Below are 19,986 nucleotides of genomic sequence, written 5' to 3' on the forward strand. Positions count from 1 at the left end.
CTTTAATCATTTCAATTCAATTCAATTCAATTTAAATTAATTAAAAATACAAAGAGGACAGCATGTCAAAAGCATCAAACCTTTCTACCTCACAGTTATTAATGAAGCATATTTTATTATGGACTGTGTTTGGTTATTGCTATCAAAGTGCAATTAGCTTATTGATTAAAATGGCGGCAGATATCCAGCCAGCGAACTCGTTAATTACAGCACTTGTATATGCTATTGGTTTTAATATTTTAGCGGCTCATTTGATTACTAAATACGACAAACATTGGCCTATTCTTGGGTCTATTTTTATTGGCATAGTAGGCTTGATTGCGGTGCCGTTTTTGTTGTCTGGCGTAAGTGGACTATTGGCTTACCCTTTACTTGCTGGAATTTTATTCAGTTTACCGCTTTGTAGTTATATTGTTGGTCTAATTAAGGTAAAACTCCATAAAAACTAGGCACAAACGGGGTTTATTTTGTGATAGCATAGTCGCGTCTTTTAACTAACAAAACGTGAAAAACACATTATGTCAGATAATTTTACTACAGATGCTGAAAAAGCAAGTTACGGTATTGGCTTACAAATGGGTGAGCAACTTAAGTCTAATCCTTTCGAAGGCTTAAACCTAAATTCAGTGTTTGAAGGCATGAAAGATGCGTACGTAGAGAGCGCATTTCAAGTTGAGATCCCAGAGATCCAAGCTGCATTCGAAAAAATTAACGAAGAGATTCAAGCTCGTCGTGAAGAAGAGTCAAAAGTACTTTCTGCTGAAGGTATTGCATTCTTAGAAGAAAACGCAAAACGTCCTGAAATCACAGTAACTGAGTCTGGTCTTCAATATGAAGTACTAGCAACTGGCGAAGGCGAAAAGCCGACTGCTGAGTCTACAGTACGTGTTGATTACCACGGTACATTAGTAAACGGTACTGTTTTTGATAGCTCATACGAGCGCGGTCAACCTGCTGAATTCCCAGTTGGTGGCGTAATCAAAGGTTGGACTGAAGCATTACAAATGATGCCTGTAGGTACTAAATGGCGTATTTACGTTCCTCATGAGCTTGCTTATGGTGAACGTGGCGCAGGTGCTGCAATTGCACCTTTCTCAACGCTTGTATTTGACGTTGAGTTACACGAAATCCTTTCTTAATTTAACTATTAATTAAGAATTTGAAAAGCCGTGTTCAATTTGAACGCGGCTTTTTTGTGTCTGTAATTTAAGAGCTTTATCTATTCTAAAAATAAAAAACCGCATTAATAAAATGCGGTTTTTAAATATATAAACTAAAGAGCTTGTTAGCTATTAAAAGTAGCCACGGATACCAAATCGAAAGTTTCTACCAGGTAACGGTGCTTTATCTTTAATAAACGAGCTATGTACAAAACCTAACTCGTCGGTAATGTTATCTACATTTATATAAAGTTGCGCATCTACTGCACCTAAACCTAGTTGGTAATTAGCTTGTGCGTCAAATAACGTATAGCCATCGGTTTGTGTTTCAAATGCTGTTACATCGTTTTGATCAAAGTAATGAGTACCTGTAAGGGTTAGTTGTAAATCACCTAAATCATACTGTAACTCCGAGCCTAATTTATTGGCTGGGATACGTGGTAGGTTACCTTCATCATCTTTAAGTTTTGCACGAGTTGAGTCACCAAATACTTTAACCATAGCGCTTGATGTAATTTGATAGTGAGCATCAAATTCAATACCATATAGTTCTGCATCTTTGCTGGTGAACTGATAAACCGCAACAGCATCGTCATGTGCACCAATTGCTGACTCTAAACCGTCTTCTTCATCGTAAACTAAACCTGTATTTTCTTGGAAATAAAAGTTCTTAATATCGTTATAGAAAAAGTTAACCGTGTAACCAAAGTCGCCGCTAAAGCGTCTAAAGCTTAAATCTAGGTTTGTTGAAGTTTCTTGCTTGATATTCTCTGGCTCAAAATGTGCTTCATTACCCTCAATGTTATAACCAAGGCCAAGCTCATACGTACCTGTTGCAATGTGTAAACCGTTAGATAGAAGCTCTGCAGAAAGTGGAGCACGCTCTGAATGAGAAATACTTGTCGCAATACTATGCCCTGGTTTGTACTGCCATATAGCACCCGCTGATACGCTTAAATTGGTAAAGCTTTTATTGTATCCAATAGTTTCTTCGTCGCTATGATCTATTTCTACTTCATCGTGGCTATGTTCGTGTGCCGTGATTTGGCTTTCAATTTTGTAATCTTCTACACGTGCACCAAGCTCTATTGTCACGTCGCCAAATTCACGCTCTTCTAGTAAATATAATGCGTTAGTTGTAGTTACACTCGCGGGTGTAAATGCTTCTTCACCAATTGCATCGTAGTCAGAATCGCTGTAGTGATAGCCCATCATTCCGTGCCAATCAGCAAACTTATGCTCTACATTTAAACGTGCTTCAGTCGTTTTATTTTTAAAAGTAGTACCAATTTCGCCATCTTCAATTTCGCTGTGTGAATAATCTGTATAGCCAACACGTAGGTTGATGGTTTCAATCCAGTTATTATGAAGAGCGTAACTTACAAGCCCTTGCCAGCGGTCTTGCTCTAAATGTGCGTAAACTGGCTCTTCAGCAGCTTCATCTTCATGTTCTGCATGCTCTTCTTCAGTTTCACCTTCGTGATCGTGATGATGCTCATGCCCAGGAATACCGTAATCAGTATCAATGCTACCGTAAGAAAAACCAATCGTTAAGTGATCGCCAACATAGCTGGTACCAAAGTTGAGTGTTTCGCTATCAATAAAAGTATTTTCTACCGAGCTTTCGGTTTCAACATCGCCATCATCGTCGGCAATAGTAAAGGTCGGTGTTTGGTAATCATCGCCGCTGCGCTTAGTACCATCAAAATGAAAGTTAAAGCCTTCATTACCTGTTTCAAGTTTTGCAGCTACGGTGTTTGAATTTGACACCGTATCGTGGCTGTATTCAGCAGCGCCTGTAAGCTCATCGATATTGCTAGTAGGAATACGGTTATCAACCACGTTTACAACGCCACCAATTGCACCAGAGCCATAAAGTAGGGTGCTTGGACCGCGCAACACTTCAATTTGCTCTGCCGCTAGGCTGTCGCTTGATGTTGCGTGGTCTGGGCCAATACGCGACGCATCGCTGGCATCTAATCCATTTTGTGTGATTTTAACGCGAGGGCCATCTAAACCACGAATAATTGGGCTTGATGATACAGGGCCAAAGTAACTTGCATTTACGCCTGGTAAACCTTTAAGAGTTTCGCCAAGTGTTGGTTTAGATTTATTTCTTAATTCATCACCTGAGAGCACGCTTACTGGCGATATCATTTCTAGGCTGTTCTTATGAAGTGCAGAGGCATAAACAACCACTGTTTCAACCGATGTTGGTTTAAGTGACACAGACAGATTATTTGAAGATTCGGTAACAGCAATACGAGAGTCTATGTAGTTGTCTTTACTAATATGTAATTGGCTGTTTGCATCTATATCGATAGCAAACTCGCCTAAATCATTACTTTTAACGCTTTGGTTTTTGCCATGGACATGGATAGAGGCATTTTTAATTGGTTGATTTTTATCATCCATTACTTTACCGGTAACGGTTGCAGCCAAAGCTGATTGAGAACATAAAACAGAAAAAATAGCAGAGGAGATTAATGTTAACTTTGTCATGGATATATTGGTTCGTGGTTATTATGTTGTGATATAATATAACACCGCAAAATTAACGAATCAACAATGTTATAGTATAACTTTTTGTTTTGCGTTCAAACCACTAAAAGTGCCGATAAACTGTTTGCTTTACAATAGAAGTTAATCTGGCATTAACTCTACTTTACTGTAACAAATCTACTCGTAGTACCCTCAAAGAATATCTGCTAATGATTATGGAGAGTAGTGTTTAAAGTATTGAATTTTATGTTTTTTACCTATAATTTATATTTTTTAATAGCTCCCTCTATTATAAAACACTTCTAAAATCCATTGCATTGTTAACAGTTAATTGTTTTATATCGTCGTTTGTGTAATTATCTTGTGTAGTTTTAACGCTTTTTAGCTATCAATTATTGCTCAAAAGTACACATTTAAACACGCACAATAGTAGGCCAACATGTTTCTCAATCCTTATAGTGTAAAATTAGCATCCTCGTTTTTTTGTTTATCGGTACTTGCAGGGTGTCACAATGCGAAAGCTTCAGATCAAAATTCAACTAAAGGAGCCACTCCATTAAAAAAAGAGCATATAATTTTTGATTTTGAACAGGATAATTACAGCCAATATATAAATACAATTAATGGCTTTAGTACATTAATAAAGGAAGGTGGAAACCATAAACTAGCGGTTACATTAAAATCTAAATCTAATGTAGAAAGTGACTTTGAATTTATAAACCCAAAAGGATGGGATTGGCAAGCAACAGGAAACTTTGCCCTTGCACTTGATATACAAAACCCTGATGAGGCTTCTACTCACCTATACATAAAGACAATAGACAAGTCGGGACAATTTCAAACTCGAAGTGTTGTTGTGCCAGCAAAGTCTCAAAATACGTATTACATAGAATTAAAAGGCGCAAATTTAAATGTTAATTCAGGTATTCGCTCAAACCCACCAAGTTGGAAAAGCAGTTATACGCCAATAATCTATAGAGGCGGACAAAAAAATATCGACGTTAGCAGCATTGTAAAAATATCATTTGGAGTAAAAGGGCTACTTGACGATAAACGAATTTTAATAGACAACTTACGCCTTATAAAGCCAACTAATTTTGATACTAACTATCTAAAAGGGTTAGTTGATAAATTTGGGCAAAATGCAAAATTAGACTTTACCAATAAAGTATCTTCAACAGAGCAGCTACAAGTTATTTCTCAAAAAGAGCAAATTAACTTACAAAACTCACCAATGAAAGGACGTTCTAAATATAGTGGCTGGAAAAACGGCCCACAATTAAAGGCAACGGGATATTTTAGAACTGAAAAATACAAAGGGAAATGGAGTTTAGTCGACCCAGAAGGTTATCTGTTTTTTTCAACCGGCATTGATAACGTTCGTATGGCAAATACTTCAACTATTACCGGTTACGATTTTGACCAAAGCTATATTAAGCAGCGCGAAGCTAATGATTTAACACCAGAGGATTCATTAGGATTAAATCCAGCTCCAAAAACTGCGTGGTCAACACGTTATAAAAGCTCAACACTAAGATCTGATATGTTTAATTGGCTACCCGAGCAAAATAACCCTTTAGCAGATAATTACGGCTACAGACGCGAAGTTCACAGTGGTGCAATTAAAAAAGGTGAAACGTTTAGCTTTTATCGCGCTAATTTAGAGCGAAAATATCAAACCCATAACAACAACGACTTAATGAAACAGTGGCAAAATACCACTGTAAAACGCATGCTTTCATGGGGCTTTACTTCTTTTGGCAATTGGATAGAAGAAGACTATTACCATACTAACCAATTACCTTACTTTGCTAATGCGTGGATCATTGGTAATTTCAAAACGGTAAGCAGTGGTAACGACTACTGGAGCCCATTACCTGACCCATTTGATCCATTATTCGTTGAGCGCGCAGATGTAACGCTTGCAAAAGTAGCCCAGCAAGTTAAAAACAGTCCTTGGTGTGTTGGTGTATTTATTGATAACGAAAAAAGCTGGGGCATGATGAATTCTGACGCCTCACGTTATGGTATTGCTATTAATACACTTAAAAATAACGCCCAAAATAGCCCGACTAAAGCACAATTTGTTACCTTAATGAAAAATAAGTACAGCCAAATTAGCAAACTTAATAAAGCATGGAATACACGTATTGCCTCATGGGATGAGTTTGCTGCAGGCGTGACACTCACGCAGTTTAACGAGCAAACTAATATCGATTTATCAGCGATGTTATTTCATTATGCTAATCAGTATTTTGCAGTGGTTGACGCGGCTATAGCTAAACACCTTCCAAATCAGCTGAATATGGGAGCACGTTTTGCTGACTGGGGTATGACGCCTGAAATAAGAGCCGCCGCTGCCGCGCATGTAGATGTGATGAGCTACAACTATTACCGAGAGGGATTAAATGAAGATTTTTGGGCATTTTTATCTGATATAGACATGCCAAGCATAATAGGTGAATTTCATAATGGTGCGCTTGATTCTGGGCTATTAAACCCAGGCCTTATACACACTCAATCTCAGCAAGAGCGTGGTACTAAATACAAAAAATATATGAATAGCGTTATAGATAACCCATATTTTGTTGGTGCGCATTGGTTTCAATACATAGACTCTCCACTAACTGGGCGAGCATACGATGGTGAAAACTACAATGTAGGCTTTGTAAATGTAACGGACATTCCTTACAAACCGCTTGTAGATGCAGCTAAAAGCGTGAATAAATCGTTGTATGAACGCAGGTATAATAATGCAAAAAATTAAATATATACTAAGCGCTGTGTGTGTTTTCTGTTTGGGTGTATCTGCTAAGCAAAGTAACACACTTTTATTCGAGCAAGGCCCCTACAAAATATTTAATGAGCAAGCGCTTGAAGTGCTTAACTTAAATAGCCATGTTAAAACCCTCGCTTCGGGTTATGACTGGCTAGAGGGGCCGGTTTGGGTTAATCAAGGAGGATATTTATTATATTCTGATATACCTAATCATCAGGTTTATAAATATACACCAGGTAAAGGTGCAAGTTTGTACTTAGCGCATAGTGGCTATTCAAATGGTTTAATTGTAAATAAACAAAATGAGCTTGTGCTTTTGCAATCGCGCTCACGTGTTATATCAAAAATGAAGACGCCATTAAGCACGCCTAAACCACAATACCTACAAATTGTAAGTCATTATAATGGACAAAAGTTTAACAGCCCAAACGATGGCGTTTTTAACGACCAAGGCATGCTTTATTTTAGTGATCCACCCTATGGTTTACCTAATCAATTAGATGATGAAGGCAAAGAGCTTAAGTTTCAGGGGGTATATTCACTTAAAAATACAGGGGAACTTACCTTATTGGATCGTGATCTTATTTATCCTAATGGGGTCGCATTATCAGCTGATAATAAAACGTTATATGTGGCGGCATCTAATGCTAATAAACCTGCGTGGTATCAGTATGATTTAAATGACAGCGGTGCAGTGATAAGTAAATCTTTATTTTATGAATTACCACCAGCAATTAAGCATGACCAAGGCTTACCAGATGGTTTAAAGGTACATAAAAGTGGGATTATATTTGCTACAGGTCCCAATGGGTTATGGTTATTTAATAAAAATGCTGAGCTACTAGCTCAAATTGAAATGCCAAATATTAGTGCTAATCTAACGTTTAACCAATCACAAAACCGCGTTTATATAACAGCGCATACACAGCTGTTGGCACTTGATTTAAAATAGTCTTGTTATTCTATTGTTAAATTAAAGCCCCTATAAGCACGCTTGATAGGGGCTATTTACTCTTTGTTGCCTACATGAATGAAGGTAAGGGGCGTGAGCAGGACGCGGAAGCTTTGCTCGGTTTTTACTTAGCCCACTAGGTTACAAATCTCACGCTGCGATTAAATAGCCTCGAGTTTGAACAAATTTTAATTCTCAAAGATAAACAGACCTTCGGATAATTTCGCTTAATTAAACAGATAACCTTTACAACAACAAATACCTGTTGTAAATTGTTAACAATGAACAGTGTCATGTTAACTAATTCGGTGGCTTAATGAAAGTATCATCACAAACAATCAAAAGTGTAAAAGTCGAGTATTACCAAATTCCGCTAGCAGAAGTGTTAAGTGATGCAAAGCATGGCGATCACACTCACTTTGAAGTTATTACAGTGCATATTATGACTCACGACGGGTATGAAGGGATGGGATATACCTACACTGGCGGCAAAGGTGGTCGCGCAATTTATTCACTCCTTAACGATGAAATAAAGCCCGGTCTAATTGGACAAAATTCTATGTCTATCATGGCAATTTGGGACAAATTGCAGTGGGATCTTCATTATGTTGGCCGAGGTGGACTACTTAGCTTTGCGATTTCAGCAGTTGATATAGCGCTGTGGGATATTAAGTGTAAGCGCTTAAATGCACCATTATGGCAAGTTGCGGGTGGTAGCAGTGACCAAACAAAATGCTATGCAGGCGGAATAGATTTAAACTTTAGCCAAGAAAAACTGCTTAGTAATATAGATGGTTATTTAAATCGTGGCTTTAATGCAGTAAAAATTAAAGTCGGTAAACCCAACTTTAAAGAAGATATAGAACGTGTAGCCGCAGTAAGAGAGCTAATAGGTAAAGATAAAATACTTATGGTAGATGCCAATTACTCAATGACTGTTGAGCAAGCTATTCGTTTTGCTAAATCAATTGAAAAATACGACATAACCTGGTTTGAAGAACCGACTATACCTGATGATTACAAAGGCTTTGCTCGCATAGCACAAGCGACTTCAATACCGCTTGCAATGGGTGAAAATTTGCATACATTGCACGAATTTGGCTATGCGATTAGTCAAGCTAAATTAGGTTTTTTACAACCAGATGCATCAAATATTGGTGGCATAACAGGGTGGTTACATGTAGCGAGTATGGCATATACCCATAATTTACCTATTTGTAGCCATGGCATGCATGAACTACATGTATCACTGTTGGCATCTCAGCCTCACGCTGGTTTTTTAGAAGTTCATTCATTCCCTATAGATGAATATACAACACGTCCTTTAAAGCTTGAAAATGGGCAAGCGTGCGCGCCAGATATAATTGGGACGGGTGTAGAATTTGACCCTCAACTAATGAGAACACATTTAATTAAACAGTCGTAACTAGAAAAATTAGTAATAAAAGAAAAGAGTTGTTGTGTGTCCACAAATTCAGTGTAGAAATTATTTATCAAGGAATGAATGATAATCTCTTTGTCATAAGTTTTAATTTATGAGTACTGATTTTGTGGACGCTTTTATAAAGGTAAATAGTTATTGCCATTGCAAATATTGATTGTTTTACACAAACCCAAATTGCTTAGTCTCCTGTAAAACTGTTGGTTGCAATTCACACCGAGAATAGCTTCATTACCTAGATTTTAAATTAATTAGTTAGGGGCTCTCACAACTCCGTCAAAAGCCAGCTTTAATTGCTGGCTTTTTTATATTTAAAATAGCAATAAAGAGCATCAAATTACCATTTTTAAGCAAAATCAGTGTATTTGTATAATAAAGTTGCGATTAAAATGGTGTAACAAAAATAGATTAATAATAGAAATTAGGTTTCATTATGACGTCAAAAGTAACTGGTATTAGCGAGTTTCCCGATGCGTTTGCACAGCAACGAAAAGTAACAGGAATGGGTCAAATGGATGACCAAAACGATCCTGTAAATATGATCTTAGGCTTAAAAGATGTACGAAAAGCAGCGCATAATTGTGCTGTTTTTCAATCGGGTGCTAAACCTGGACGTATTGTAATTCCATCAGAAGTGGCAATACGTGAAACACGCCAAATTCCGTTTGAAGTAGACCCTCCTCAGCACGGTGGCTTTCGTGAATTATTAAACCCTTGGTTTAAACGCCCATTAGATGAATGTTACCAAGCGCGTTTACAAACCATTATTGATGAAACTATTGAAAACGCCTTTAAAGCAGAGTCGTTTGATGTGGTGTCACAATTTGCTTTACCACTTCAATCTAAAGCGTTAACGCTGTTACTTAATACCTCAATGGATAAAGCACAAACATGGATAGATTGGGGTACTCATGTATTTAGAAGTGAAGACAGTGACCTTGATGGCGATAAAGCCAATATTCTATACAACTACATTGATGAGCAAATAGAAAACGCCATTGCAATCCCGGGTGATGATTTATATTCAGTGCTTTTAAATTCACAGGCGAACGGTAAAAAGCTGAGTAAAGAAGAAGTAAAAGGTGTGATGATCCTCACCTTTGCAGGGGGGCGCGACACCGTTATAAACGCGATCACAAACTCTATTGCCTACTTTAGCGAAAACATCAGCGATTTAAAGCGTATTGATGATGAGCCTGAAATATTAAACAGGGCCGTAGAAGAACTAATTCGCTATTTTTCGCCGCTTACGCAAATGGGCCGTGTCGCTACGCAAGACACAAGTGTATGTGAGCACGCTATAAAAGCCGACACACGAGTTTCGTTATGTTGGGCGTCGGCTAATCGCGATGAAAAGGTATTCAAAAACCCTAACAATGTCGACTTCGATCGAAAAGTTAACCCGCATATTAGTTTTGGTTTTAGCCATCACAATTGTTTGGGCGCAACGCATGCCCGCCAAATTCTACGTCAACTAGTGTTATCACTTGCTAATAAAGTTGCTCAAATAGAGACAATAAAAGCAGATGAAAATATTGAAAAACTCGGTGAGTTTTCAAGAAAGGTAGGCTTTAACAGTCTGCACGTTAGCTTTAAATCAAAATAAAAACACCGTAGAAAATAGTTAAATAAATACAGTAACAAGTAAAAGTAGAGGATTAATACGATGGCGAAAGTAATATTTATAACCAAAAAAAACGATGCAGTTGAAGTAGAGGGCGACAGTGGCTCGCTAATGGAACTGGCATCAGCAAATGGTGTTGCTGGTATTGATGGTGATTGTGGCGGTGTATGTTCGTGTGCAACGTGTCATATTTACTTAACACCGGATGACTTTAAAAAAGTAGGTAAACCCGATGAGATAGAAAGCGACATGCTAGAGCTGGACGATAACGTAACGCAATACAGCCGTTTATGTTGCCAAATTGAGGTGTCTGAAAATATTGATGGCATGACCTTCAGAGTAGCCAATTAAAAGCGGGTACAGCATTATGCAAAACACACAATTAGAGCCAAACTCACTGCAGCAAAGCGTTGTTATTATTGGTGCAAGCCATGGCGGCGTTAACTTTGCATTTAACTTACGCCAGCAAGGTTGGCTGGGTAAAATTACGTTACTCGATAGCGATCCTGAACTGCCATATCACAGGCCACCGCTGTCTAAAAAAACGCTGCAATCGTTAGAGGTAAAATCAATACCTTTAAAGGTGCAAAAATCCTACACAGATAGCCATATAGATTTATGTTTAGGTGAGCGTGTTACTGCAATTAACAAGCAAAACAAAACAGTGACTCTTAAAAATAATAAACAACTAGATTTTGATAAATTAGTGATCGCGACTGGTTGCTCGCCCTTTATACCCCCCATTAAAGGCCTTAGTGAAACAGTTGACGAATATGGCAACCCTCAATATTTTGCGATGCGAACACACACAGACGCAGTGGCAATAAAAACAGCATTGAATTCAAGTGTTGATAAAGATGTTGTCATCATAGGTGGTGGTTACATTGGCCTTGAATCGGCATCATCCTTTATAGCACTTGGCGCTAAAGTAACGGTTATCGAAAAACAAGAAAAAATACTATCGCGAGTCACATCATCTGCTATGTCTAACTTTTTAACTGATTTACACAAAACGAAGGGGGTAGACCTGCAAACAGCAAAAGATATTGTACAAATTAAGCACATTCACAATAAACATTATGTGCAATGCAGCGATGGGAGTGAGTATCCCGCCGATTTTATTTTAGTGGGCGTAGGTGTAAAGCTAAATACACAACTTGCAACAGATGCTGAGCTGGTGGTTGATCAAGGCATAAAAGTAAATGACGTATGCCAAACATCACACCCTGATATCTACTCAATTGGTGATTGCACTATTCATTTTAATAAAATTTATAATCGTTGGATCAGACTCGAGTCGGTACAAAACGCAGTTGACCAAGCTAAAGTTGCTGCGCAGTTTTTAGCTAAAAATAATACGTCAGCTCCTGCACTCCCTTGGTTTTGGTCAGATCAATACGAATATAAATTACAAATAGTAGGTTTATCACAAGGCTATAACGAGATTATTAAGCGCCAAGAAGCTCCCGGTCAATTTTCACTTTGGTACTTTAATAACGACACACTGCTTTGTGTGGAAGCTGTTAATTATGCAAAGGCCTATGTACTTGGCACACAGGCTATTAAGCAAGGTTTAAAGGTAAACAAACAGGTATTGAACAATTTGACTATAGCACTTGCAAAACCTCAGTTATTTCAGGCGTAACTGCTGTCGATACTGATGCGGAGTCACTTTAAAGTGATGTTTAAACTGCTTAATAAAATACGACGGGCTAGAAAAGCTTAAATCGTAAGATATATCAGTCACCGAAACATTACTTTGCCCGAGTAACCGTGCGGCATTATATAACTTGTGCTGAATCAGGTAGTCGGAATAAGGCACTCTAAAGTGCTTTTTAAATACCCTTGAAAAATACGAAGGTGATAAATGGCAAAGGGCTGCGGCTTGCTCAAGTGACAGGTTAAGGCCGTTATTTGTTTTAAGCTCATTAATTACCGGAGCAAGCTTTTTAAAACTTGCTGAGCTACTTAATGACGTTTGCTGCTTAGATAAACTGCTTTTACCATATTCGCACACCATAGTGATTAAGCTATCAAACAGTTGAGCACAGGTTTTACTTTTAGGATTTTCGTTAAATTCGCTAAGCATCCAAGCGAGCAACTTATGAATCCTTTTTTGTATTTCAATGCTAAAGCTTAAATGCAAACCAGTTTTTAGTAATTCTATAAATTCTTGTAAGGCCTGATTATTAAGGCGTTCAGGCATAAATTGCACAATATACCAAGATTTAGGGCGCGGATTTAAAGCAAAGTCGTGGGTTTCCATAGCGGGTGTAAAAACGGCCTCAAAATCAGAAAGAATCGATTCACCTTGATGATAAAAATAAGTGCCGTCAATTTGTTCAAAAAATATAAATTCATGCACCTGATGAAAGTGCATAAAACATGAATAGCTATCGTGCTGAAGATAACTTACATGATGAATTTCGAAATCGTAACCGTCTTTTATACAAAACGGTTCACAGTAAATTGTCGGTTGCTTCATAACATAATACTTATATTTAGAGACTTAGGAGTCTACATGTACAAGGCAAAAGCTGCAATTGCAGATGGAAAAGGCGGTTTTTTCTTCGATACCGTTAATGTCGGAAAACCAAGTGCTGGCGAAGTAAAAATTAAAATAAAAGCCTCAGGTATTTGTCATACAGATTGGGATTCAATTAAAACGTGGAATAAAAAATTTATCATTGGTCATGAAGGCGCAGGAACCGTTGTTGAGTTGGGCGAAGGTATAACGGAATTTACTATCGGCGATAAAGTAATACTAAATTGGGCAATTCCGTGTGGTGAGTGTTTCCAGTGCCAAGAGGGTAATTTACACATTTGTGAAGTAAATAGCCCCGTAACTGGCAATGGTTTATGCGGACACGCAGGTAAACAAGCGTGTGAGCATAATGGCAATAGCTTAGAGCGCTCATTTCATTTAGGTACGATGAGCGAATACACCGTCGTTAAGGCTGCTGCAGTTATAAAAATACACAGTGACATTCCTTTTCCAAGTGCAAGTATTGTTGGTTGCGGCGTAATGACCGGTTACGGATCAGTAGTTAATGCAGCTAAAGTAAAAGCAGGTTCTTCAGTGGCCGTATTAGGCTGTGGAGGCGTAGGACTAAATGCAATACAAGGGGCTGCAATTTCAGGCGCCGCTAAAATAATAGCAATTGATTTGTCACCGGAGCGATTAACACAAGCTAAAGCATTTGGTGCTACACATACCGTACTTGCTAAAAAGTATGACCCTGATTTAGTTCACATGATAAACGAAGTTAAAGCGCTAACAAATAGTCGCGGAGCCGATTATGCCTTTGAGTGTACAGCAGTGCCGGCACTTGGTTCAGCGCCATTAGCATTAATACGCAGCGCGGGAGTTGCGGTACAAGTGAGTGGCATTGAGCAAAAAATAGATTTTGATTGCGAACTATTTGAGTGGGATAAAATTTATATAAATCCGCTCTACGGGCAATGTAATCCTAAGCGCGACTTTGCTCAAATACTAGACCTTTATGACGCAAAAAAGCTCAAGCTCGATGAGCTAGTCACAAAAACTTACTCGTTAGATGAGTTACAAACAGGCTTTGACGACATGCTAGCAGGGCGTATCGCTAAAGGTGTCGTCGTGTTTGATGATTAAAGGAGTATAAAATGGCAATTCATCGTTTAGAAATATCAAATAGCAGCTACACCGCTGATAACTTTGTAACGCTAACCGCGTATAGCAGCCACTTAAAAGGGCGAGGTGATATAAGCATTTACCAAGAAGCAACCAGTAATAAAAATGTACCTATAATTGTATTACTGCATGGTGTGTATGGTAGCCACTGGGTGTGGAGCCAGCTAGGGGGCGTACATAAAGTGTATCAGCAGCTTCGTAGCAGTGGCCTTAACGAGTTTGTATTAGTGATGCCATCAGATGGCGCGCACGCCGAGGGCAGCGGGTATTTGCCACTTAAAAATGCAGATTATGAAGCATGGATAGTTGATGATGTGATTAGCGCTGTTATTCAAACTCAACCAATGTGCTCGAGCTCATCAAATATTTATATTACGGGCCTTTCAATGGGAGGGTATGGAGCATTATGTTTAGGTGCAAAGCATCCAACTATTTTTAGCGGTATATCAGCGCATTCATCAATTACTGAGCTTGACGACTTTAATCACTTTGTTGATGAACACACTCTAAAGCCACTAAAAAAAACCACTGATAAGTACAAAGGCGACGTGTTTAAAACATTGAGCGCGAATAAAAAGACATTACCGCCACTGCGATTTGATTGCGGAAAAGACGATGTACTTTTTAGTGCTAATACTGCGCTTGCAAAAAAGCTAGTTGATAAAAATGTTCCTCATACGTTCGATATTTTTGCAGGCACCCATTGCTGGGAGTATTGGCACGAACATGTAGCTAAAACTATGATCTTTTTTGCTCAATTAGAAAGCAAAACTCACACACAATTAAAATAAGGAAATAACCCATGAAAGTCATTAGCTCACTTTTAATTGCATTTGCATGTACTGCATCAAGCAATTTAGTCGCACAGCCAGAAGTATCCGTAAATTTAAACGTAAAGCGAAGTATTGACGGCCTATCAACCTTTGATAGAAGCAAATATATTGTTATGCACTCGATGCTAACAACAACCGATTGGAAGGGGGAAGAAGATAAGCTCGACTACTTACTTAACGACCTTGATGTGTACTTTGGTCGTGATAACGGTTCTATGCCGTATTACGCGACTCAAGTTGAGCAAAACCCAAATAATCTAGGGTACGCAAGCCCTGAGAGTATCGCTGCTTATGGCAAAACTGCTCGCGAAGATTATTATGGTAAAACGTTGTCGAAGCTTCATAAATACGACAATAGAGCCCATGTAATGATAGGCGGGCAAATTAATCAGTTTTGGATTGGTAATCATAAAGGCAAAGGCGAATGGAGCTTTGCTAATACCGATGCCGTGGGTCAATACATGGGACATTTTGTAAATGAATTTTATCGAAATGACAACCAAGGACCGAACAAAGGCCCAGCACGCCCACAATACCTTGAAATACTTAATGAGCCACTTTACGAACTTGTTGATGTACATCACGGTAAGCCTATCGATACATTTATTTTTCATAACGAAGTAGCCCAAGGCATACGAAAAGTTAATACAAGTATTAAGATTGGTGGGTACACCACTGCCTTTCCATGGTTTGACGATAACAATTTCAATCGTTGGGATGAGCGAATGAAGCTATTTTTAGATACCAGCGGTGAATACATGGATTATTTTTCGATTCACCTTTATGACTTTGGCTACTTAAACCGCGATAAAGGCGTTGCTAACTTTAAAGGAGCCCGTATAGAAGCCACTATGGATATGATGGAGCAATACGAAAAGCTTAAACTAGGTAAGGTAAAACCTTTCATGATTTCGGAATACGGCGGGCGTGACCATAAAACAGAAGCAACGCCATGGACTGCAATAAATGACTGGCAAACTATGAAATCGTTTAGCCCTATGATGATGCAATTTATGGCTAAACCGAATCTCATACTTAAAGCCATTCCATTTAGTTTAGCAAAAGCAGAGTGGAGTGGTAATGAGGGACGCGATTATGCTTGGCGCTTACTACGCCACAATGACGAAAAAACAGGTGAAACAGGCGATGAATATGTATTCACCGACATTATTAAATTTTATCAATTGTGGTCAGATGTAAATGGCACACGTGTTAATACTGAATCAAACGAAGCCGACTTACTAGTAGATAGTTATGTAAACAATAACAAAGCATATGTAATTATCAGTAATTTAGAAACAAGTGCTAATAGCGCCTTGCTAAATTTAACAGAGCTACCAAGCAATCCGATTAATAACATTAAAATTAAGCACTTGCACTTTGCTAATGGTGAGCCAACACTTACAACAACATCACAAAATATTGGTGTAAAAAATGAGTTACCAAAAAGCATTAACATAGGCGCAGAAGCCACAGTAATTATTGAATATACGTTCAGCGACAATATAAAAATTATTGCTGAGTCTGACGAGCATAAATACTATGCAACAACCTACAAACAGGCAATTAAAGCCAATACAGCGCTTAAATTTAACATTAACGATGTAAAAATAAGTGAATATGGTAAAGGTATATTGCGTTTAAGTTTTGGTAGAGAGCATGATTTAGCTCAACAACCTATCGTTAAAGTAAATGACACTTTAGTTACTGTACCAACCGATTATGCCGGTGATGAGCAAGTATTTCGCCCACAAGTATTTAGTATGCTAGAAATCGAAGTACCAAACGAGCTGTTAAAAACCAATAATACAATATTAGTTACATATCCTGATGATGGCGGATTTGTTAGCAGCGTGACGCTCCAAGCGTTTGAGTACAGTGATGATATTTAATTTAAAAAACTAACTATTTGTTATGATATAAAAAGCAAGGTCACTAATTATTAGTGGCCTTAGTTGTTATTCGTCCGCTTTTTAAATTCATAGACAATCTTTAATTATCACAGAAGTCTTATTAAATTTTAAAAATAGATGGCATAATTCGTATGCATTAGTGATTGATCTTTATGTGTATTATATTTACTTGTGCTATTGGCCGAAAAGAAAACAGATGCCTTAATGGTTGGCGGAAGCTTATTTTATGTTTATCCCGCACTACTTGTTTATGGGGTACCAATATCAATTTTATTAAAAAAATTTAATGTTTTTAATTTACCTATGGTTCTTTTAGCGAGTGTAACTCCATTTATTATAATTATTCCAATGGGATGGAATGAGCCTATAATACCCTTATTTGTAATTTGCTTTGGCTCTATTGTTGTGGCTATAGGTTGTTGGTATACACGTTTACTCTTATTTAAAAATAAAAAAATAACCAATAACCTGTTGCAGTTTAAAAGAGAGTTACCGACTATCAATCATAAGTATATCTAGTTTATGTTGAGCCCTGGTTTGATTTTTTATGTCGATAGGTTCAATCATTTCGCATTCGTCTCTGATCATTTCAGGAATGAGGCTTGGGTAGTGGCGACAGTCCTCTGGGCGGTCGAGGTAAATACTGCAGGTATACATATTTTTAGCGAGAGGATCTTTTTTAGGCGCAATTTCTAAAAATGGGCACACTTGAAGTCTTAAGCCTGTTTTTGGGTCAAACCAAATTTCGTTGTTTTTAACGTATTCATAAATTTCGGGGTTAAAGAGCTCCCATAAATCTATTTCCTCTTTCGTTGCGCTTAAATCGCCGCCGCCATATTTAATACAGCATTTACCACACTGGTTGCATTCTTTCATAATTTGCTAATTTGGTTGGCTGTTAACGAGTTTAAGTTAGTTATTAGTGTAGCACCAAATTTATTATTAACGCTCTACTGAATTTACCCATCCTTTAATTTTTGGGTGTGTAAACAATAGTTAGATACAATAACTTAAGTTAAAACCCTTTGTTACATTTTATATAGTACAGGCTTTATTTAATGGTTTACTCTAAAGGTAGCGAAAAATATTACAAACCCCGCTTGAGCAACTGTGTGATTGTTAAATGTTGCTGAGCGCAGATACCTAAGCAGGGCGTTATTATGAAGGAGGCTGTCACTAAGTTAAAAACAGAATTTAATGCAAAGCTATTGTATTGGAACAATCTTAAAAGTAGCAAAGCCAAAGCGGCAATCATCCTATTATTTTTAGTTGTCATTGCACTTAAAGTCTTTACGACCATTTTTACGTTGGATTGGGTTGCAAGTTTATTCAGCGTGTAAGTTTACCAAGAGTAATTGCGATAAAGTTTAATCTCAGAGTGTTTAACGCCTACGCGATGTTCATTATTAATGTATTATTACGCTATACACCAAATTAAATAAATCAGTTGTTTAAATACGTTTTATAATGACTGTAATGATACATTTTAGCTAAATTGAGTGAGTAAATGAGTTTAGCTGCATTAAAGGATAACCAGTGATGATGAATACAAAAGTATATAAAGCGGTACATGATCTAGCAGAAGATTTAATGGCGGCGGCTAACAAAAATAACCGTGAAAAGTTTGAGTCGTTATTTGCTCAATTAAAAGCTATTTGTATTGAAAACGAAAACACCTCAAAAGATCACCCTGTACAATGGGAAACTTTAGCTGATTTTACCGAAGAGTTAGAAGAGGCAATTACTACTTACGAAAAAGCATTAGAAAAGTCGATTGCGATTAATAACAAAGATCACATGTCGTCGGTTTCTTTTTCAATGGCTACATTACAGCTTGAGCTTGGCCAAAAAGATGAAGCTATTAAAAACCTTCAAAATGCTAAAGTCAGCGCCAATAAAATTGAAGACAAAGAGCTTAAAGCTGAAATACACGACCTACTAGAGTCGCTTATTGAAGAAGAAGGTTAAATACATAAAAGTATAACTTATCCATATTAAATGTGATTTTTGTGGATTTAGCTTGAGCTTAATAAAGCGCTGATGGTTTATACCCTCAGCGTTTTTTTATGTTCGCTATAAATACTAAACCAAAATAAAAGGCTTACTATTGAGCTAGCTTATTCATAAAGTCGATAATGTACTTTGCAATTTCTACTGGTTTTTCTTCAACGCTAAAGTGCCCTGAATCGAGTAAATAGAGTTCAGCGTTCGGTACATCTTTTAAGTATGCTTTAGCGCCTTCGGCTATGAATGCTGGGTCGTTTTTACCCCATACAATTAACGTTGGTGGTTGGTACTTGCGTAAATAAGCTTGCCACTTTGGATAGTCGAGAAGGTTGTTGTAGTAATCTTGTAGCAATTGCACTTGAATTACTCTATCGGCTTTGGTTTGTAAAAAGTGAAGATCGTGCGTCCAGCTATCTGGGCTCATCACTTCTGGGTTACTTTGTACGTCTCGTAAATACTGCTTATTAATAATGGCTTGTTCAGACGTGAACGAATAAATTTTATCTTGCTGAGCTTTCGAACTATCTTCATTCGCGGCTTTAAAAAATGCTTGCCTCGGTAGGGTTAGCCCCTCTAAATACGCATTACCATTTTGTACAATAAGTGCATCAAGTTTATTAGGATTATTTAACAGCATTCTAAAGCCTACGGGCGCTCCAAAGTCTTGTATATATAGGCTGTAGCGCTTTACTTTAAGCGTTGTGAGTAACCCTTCAACGTATTGAGCTAGTAATTCAAAAGTATATTTTTGAGTTTCTGGGTTTGGGCGGTCGCTATAACCTGAGCCTAAATAATCAGGTGCTATCACATGATAACGCCCAGATAAAAGCGGAATAAGCTCACGGTAGCTATGTGATGACGACGGATAACCATGTAAAAGTACAATTGTTTGCTCATGTTGCTTGCCTGCTTCTCGATAAAATATTTTTTTACCATTTACGTTTGCATATTTGTAAGTGGTTTTTGAAGGCCATACAGCATCTGTGGCCAGGGCAAGAGCATGAAAAAACACTATAAATTCAATACCTTTTCAAGATAAGCTGTACTGCGCATCGCTTTCTTCTGCTTTGCTGGCATACCTTTACTAAAACTGGTTTCAGCCTTT

17 protein-coding genes are annotated in these 19,986 nt (G+C 37.8%); 13 read left to right on the forward strand and 4 right to left on the reverse strand.

The features are described from left to right. The first annotated feature begins 62 nt into the window (after positions 1–62). Both I6F65_RS08525 and I6F65_RS08530 read left to right on the forward strand, forming a co-directional pair. Positions 63–449, forward strand: a complete 387-nt coding sequence (locus I6F65_RS08525) for a hypothetical protein (RefSeq protein WP_197112444.1) — start codon at positions 63–65, stop codon at positions 447–449. Between the two features lie 69 nt (positions 450–518). Continuing rightward, positions 519–1,139, forward strand: coding sequence for an FKBP-type peptidyl-prolyl cis-trans isomerase (locus I6F65_RS08530; protein WP_197112446.1), 621 nt, complete (start codon positions 519–521; stop codon positions 1,137–1,139). Positions 1,140–1,292: 153 nt separating this feature from the next. On the opposite strand, the gene I6F65_RS08535 is transcribed toward I6F65_RS08530, so the two are convergent. Further along, positions 1,293–3,662 carry a TonB-dependent receptor gene (locus I6F65_RS08535; protein WP_197112449.1) on the reverse strand — a complete coding sequence of 790 codons (2,370 nt, stop codon included), beginning with the start codon at positions 3,660–3,662 and terminating at the stop codon, positions 1,293–1,295. 439 nt (positions 3,663–4,101) lie between these two features. Between I6F65_RS08535 and I6F65_RS08540 the strand changes: the two genes are divergently transcribed. The 6 genes from I6F65_RS08540 to I6F65_RS08565 all read left to right on the forward strand — a co-directional run bounded on the left by I6F65_RS08540 (position 4,102) and on the right by I6F65_RS08565 (position 12,103). Continuing rightward, positions 4,102–6,429 carry a beta-galactosidase gene (locus I6F65_RS08540; protein WP_197112451.1) on the forward strand — a complete coding sequence of 776 codons (2,328 nt, stop codon included), beginning with the start codon at positions 4,102–4,104 and terminating at the stop codon, positions 6,427–6,429. Continuing rightward, positions 6,416–7,393 carry an SMP-30/gluconolactonase/LRE family protein gene (locus I6F65_RS08545; protein WP_165741465.1) on the forward strand — a complete coding sequence of 326 codons (978 nt, stop codon included), beginning with the start codon at positions 6,416–6,418 and terminating at the stop codon, positions 7,391–7,393. Before I6F65_RS08540 ends, I6F65_RS08545 begins: the two co-directional genes overlap by 14 nt. 316 nt (positions 7,394–7,709) lie before the next feature. Further along, complete coding sequence (locus tag I6F65_RS08550; protein WP_165741463.1) at positions 7,710–8,819, forward strand: mandelate racemase/muconate lactonizing enzyme family protein; 1,110 nt, start codon at positions 7,710–7,712, stop codon at positions 8,817–8,819. Between the two features lie 448 nt (positions 8,820–9,267). Further along, complete coding sequence (locus I6F65_RS08555; RefSeq protein WP_197112453.1) at positions 9,268–10,440, forward strand: cytochrome P450; 1,173 nt, start codon at positions 9,268–9,270, stop codon at positions 10,438–10,440. A gap of 60 nt (positions 10,441–10,500) precedes the next feature. After that, positions 10,501–10,809, forward strand: coding sequence for a 2Fe-2S iron-sulfur cluster-binding protein (locus I6F65_RS08560; protein ID WP_166113097.1), 309 nt, complete (start codon positions 10,501–10,503; stop codon positions 10,807–10,809). Between the two features lie 16 nt (positions 10,810–10,825). Continuing rightward, positions 10,826–12,103 carry an NAD(P)/FAD-dependent oxidoreductase gene (locus I6F65_RS08565; RefSeq protein WP_197112455.1) on the forward strand — a complete coding sequence of 426 codons (1,278 nt, stop codon included), beginning with the start codon at positions 10,826–10,828 and terminating at the stop codon, positions 12,101–12,103. Here the strand turns inward: I6F65_RS08565 and I6F65_RS08570 are convergent. Beyond that, the gene (locus I6F65_RS08570) at positions 12,089–12,838 is read right to left on the reverse strand and encodes a helix-turn-helix transcriptional regulator (protein ID WP_166376351.1); all 750 of its coding nucleotides are present in this window, start codon (positions 12,836–12,838) and stop codon (positions 12,089–12,091) included. The two genes, I6F65_RS08565 and I6F65_RS08570, sit on opposite strands and share 15 nt — an antisense overlap. 141 nt (positions 12,839–12,979) lie before the next feature. Between I6F65_RS08570 and I6F65_RS08575 the strand changes: the two genes are divergently transcribed. From I6F65_RS08575 to I6F65_RS08585, 3 genes are read left to right on the forward strand one after another with little or no spacing between them, the layout of a single operon-like run. Then, a complete protein-coding gene (locus tag I6F65_RS08575) occupies positions 12,980–14,089 on the forward strand; it encodes a Zn-dependent alcohol dehydrogenase (protein WP_007586186.1) in 1,110 nt (369 codons plus the stop codon). 11 nt (positions 14,090–14,100) lie between these two features. Then, entirely contained in the window at positions 14,101–14,919 is an 819-nt protein-coding gene (locus tag I6F65_RS08580; RefSeq protein ID WP_166113099.1) for an alpha/beta hydrolase family protein, read from the forward strand. Between the two features lie 11 nt (positions 14,920–14,930). Then, positions 14,931–16,853 (forward strand): beta-agarase, encoded by a 1,923-nt coding sequence (locus I6F65_RS08585; protein WP_166113100.1) that lies wholly within the window; start codon positions 14,931–14,933, stop codon positions 16,851–16,853. A gap of 510 nt (positions 16,854–17,363) precedes the next feature. Here I6F65_RS08585 and I6F65_RS08590 read toward each other — a convergent pair. Then, positions 17,364–17,750: a YkgJ family cysteine cluster protein gene (locus I6F65_RS08590; RefSeq protein WP_007586180.1), complete on the reverse strand. Its 387-nt coding sequence runs from the start codon at positions 17,748–17,750 to the stop codon at positions 17,364–17,366. A gap of 284 nt (positions 17,751–18,034) precedes the next feature. On the opposite strand from I6F65_RS08590, the gene I6F65_RS08595 reads away from it, so the two are divergent. Together I6F65_RS08595 and I6F65_RS08600 are read left to right on the forward strand one after the other, a co-directional pair. Further along, positions 18,035–18,214 carry a hypothetical protein gene (locus I6F65_RS08595; RefSeq protein WP_024592379.1) on the forward strand — a complete coding sequence of 60 codons (180 nt, stop codon included), beginning with the start codon at positions 18,035–18,037 and terminating at the stop codon, positions 18,212–18,214. A gap of 199 nt (positions 18,215–18,413) precedes the next feature. After that, complete coding sequence (locus tag I6F65_RS08600; protein WP_007586178.1) at positions 18,414–18,842, forward strand: hypothetical protein; 429 nt, start codon at positions 18,414–18,416, stop codon at positions 18,840–18,842. 136 nt (positions 18,843–18,978) lie between these two features. On the opposite strand, the gene I6F65_RS08605 is transcribed toward I6F65_RS08600, so the two are convergent. Further along, on the reverse strand, positions 18,979–19,893 hold the full coding sequence (locus I6F65_RS08605; protein ID WP_197112457.1) for an alpha/beta fold hydrolase: 915 nt from the start codon (positions 19,891–19,893) through the stop codon (positions 18,979–18,981). Positions 19,894–19,986 lie beyond the last annotated feature (93 nt).

It is taken from the genome of Pseudoalteromonas sp. SWXJZ94C, from assembly GCF_015864385.1.
Classification (GTDB): domain Bacteria; phylum Pseudomonadota; class Gammaproteobacteria; order Enterobacterales; family Alteromonadaceae; genus Pseudoalteromonas.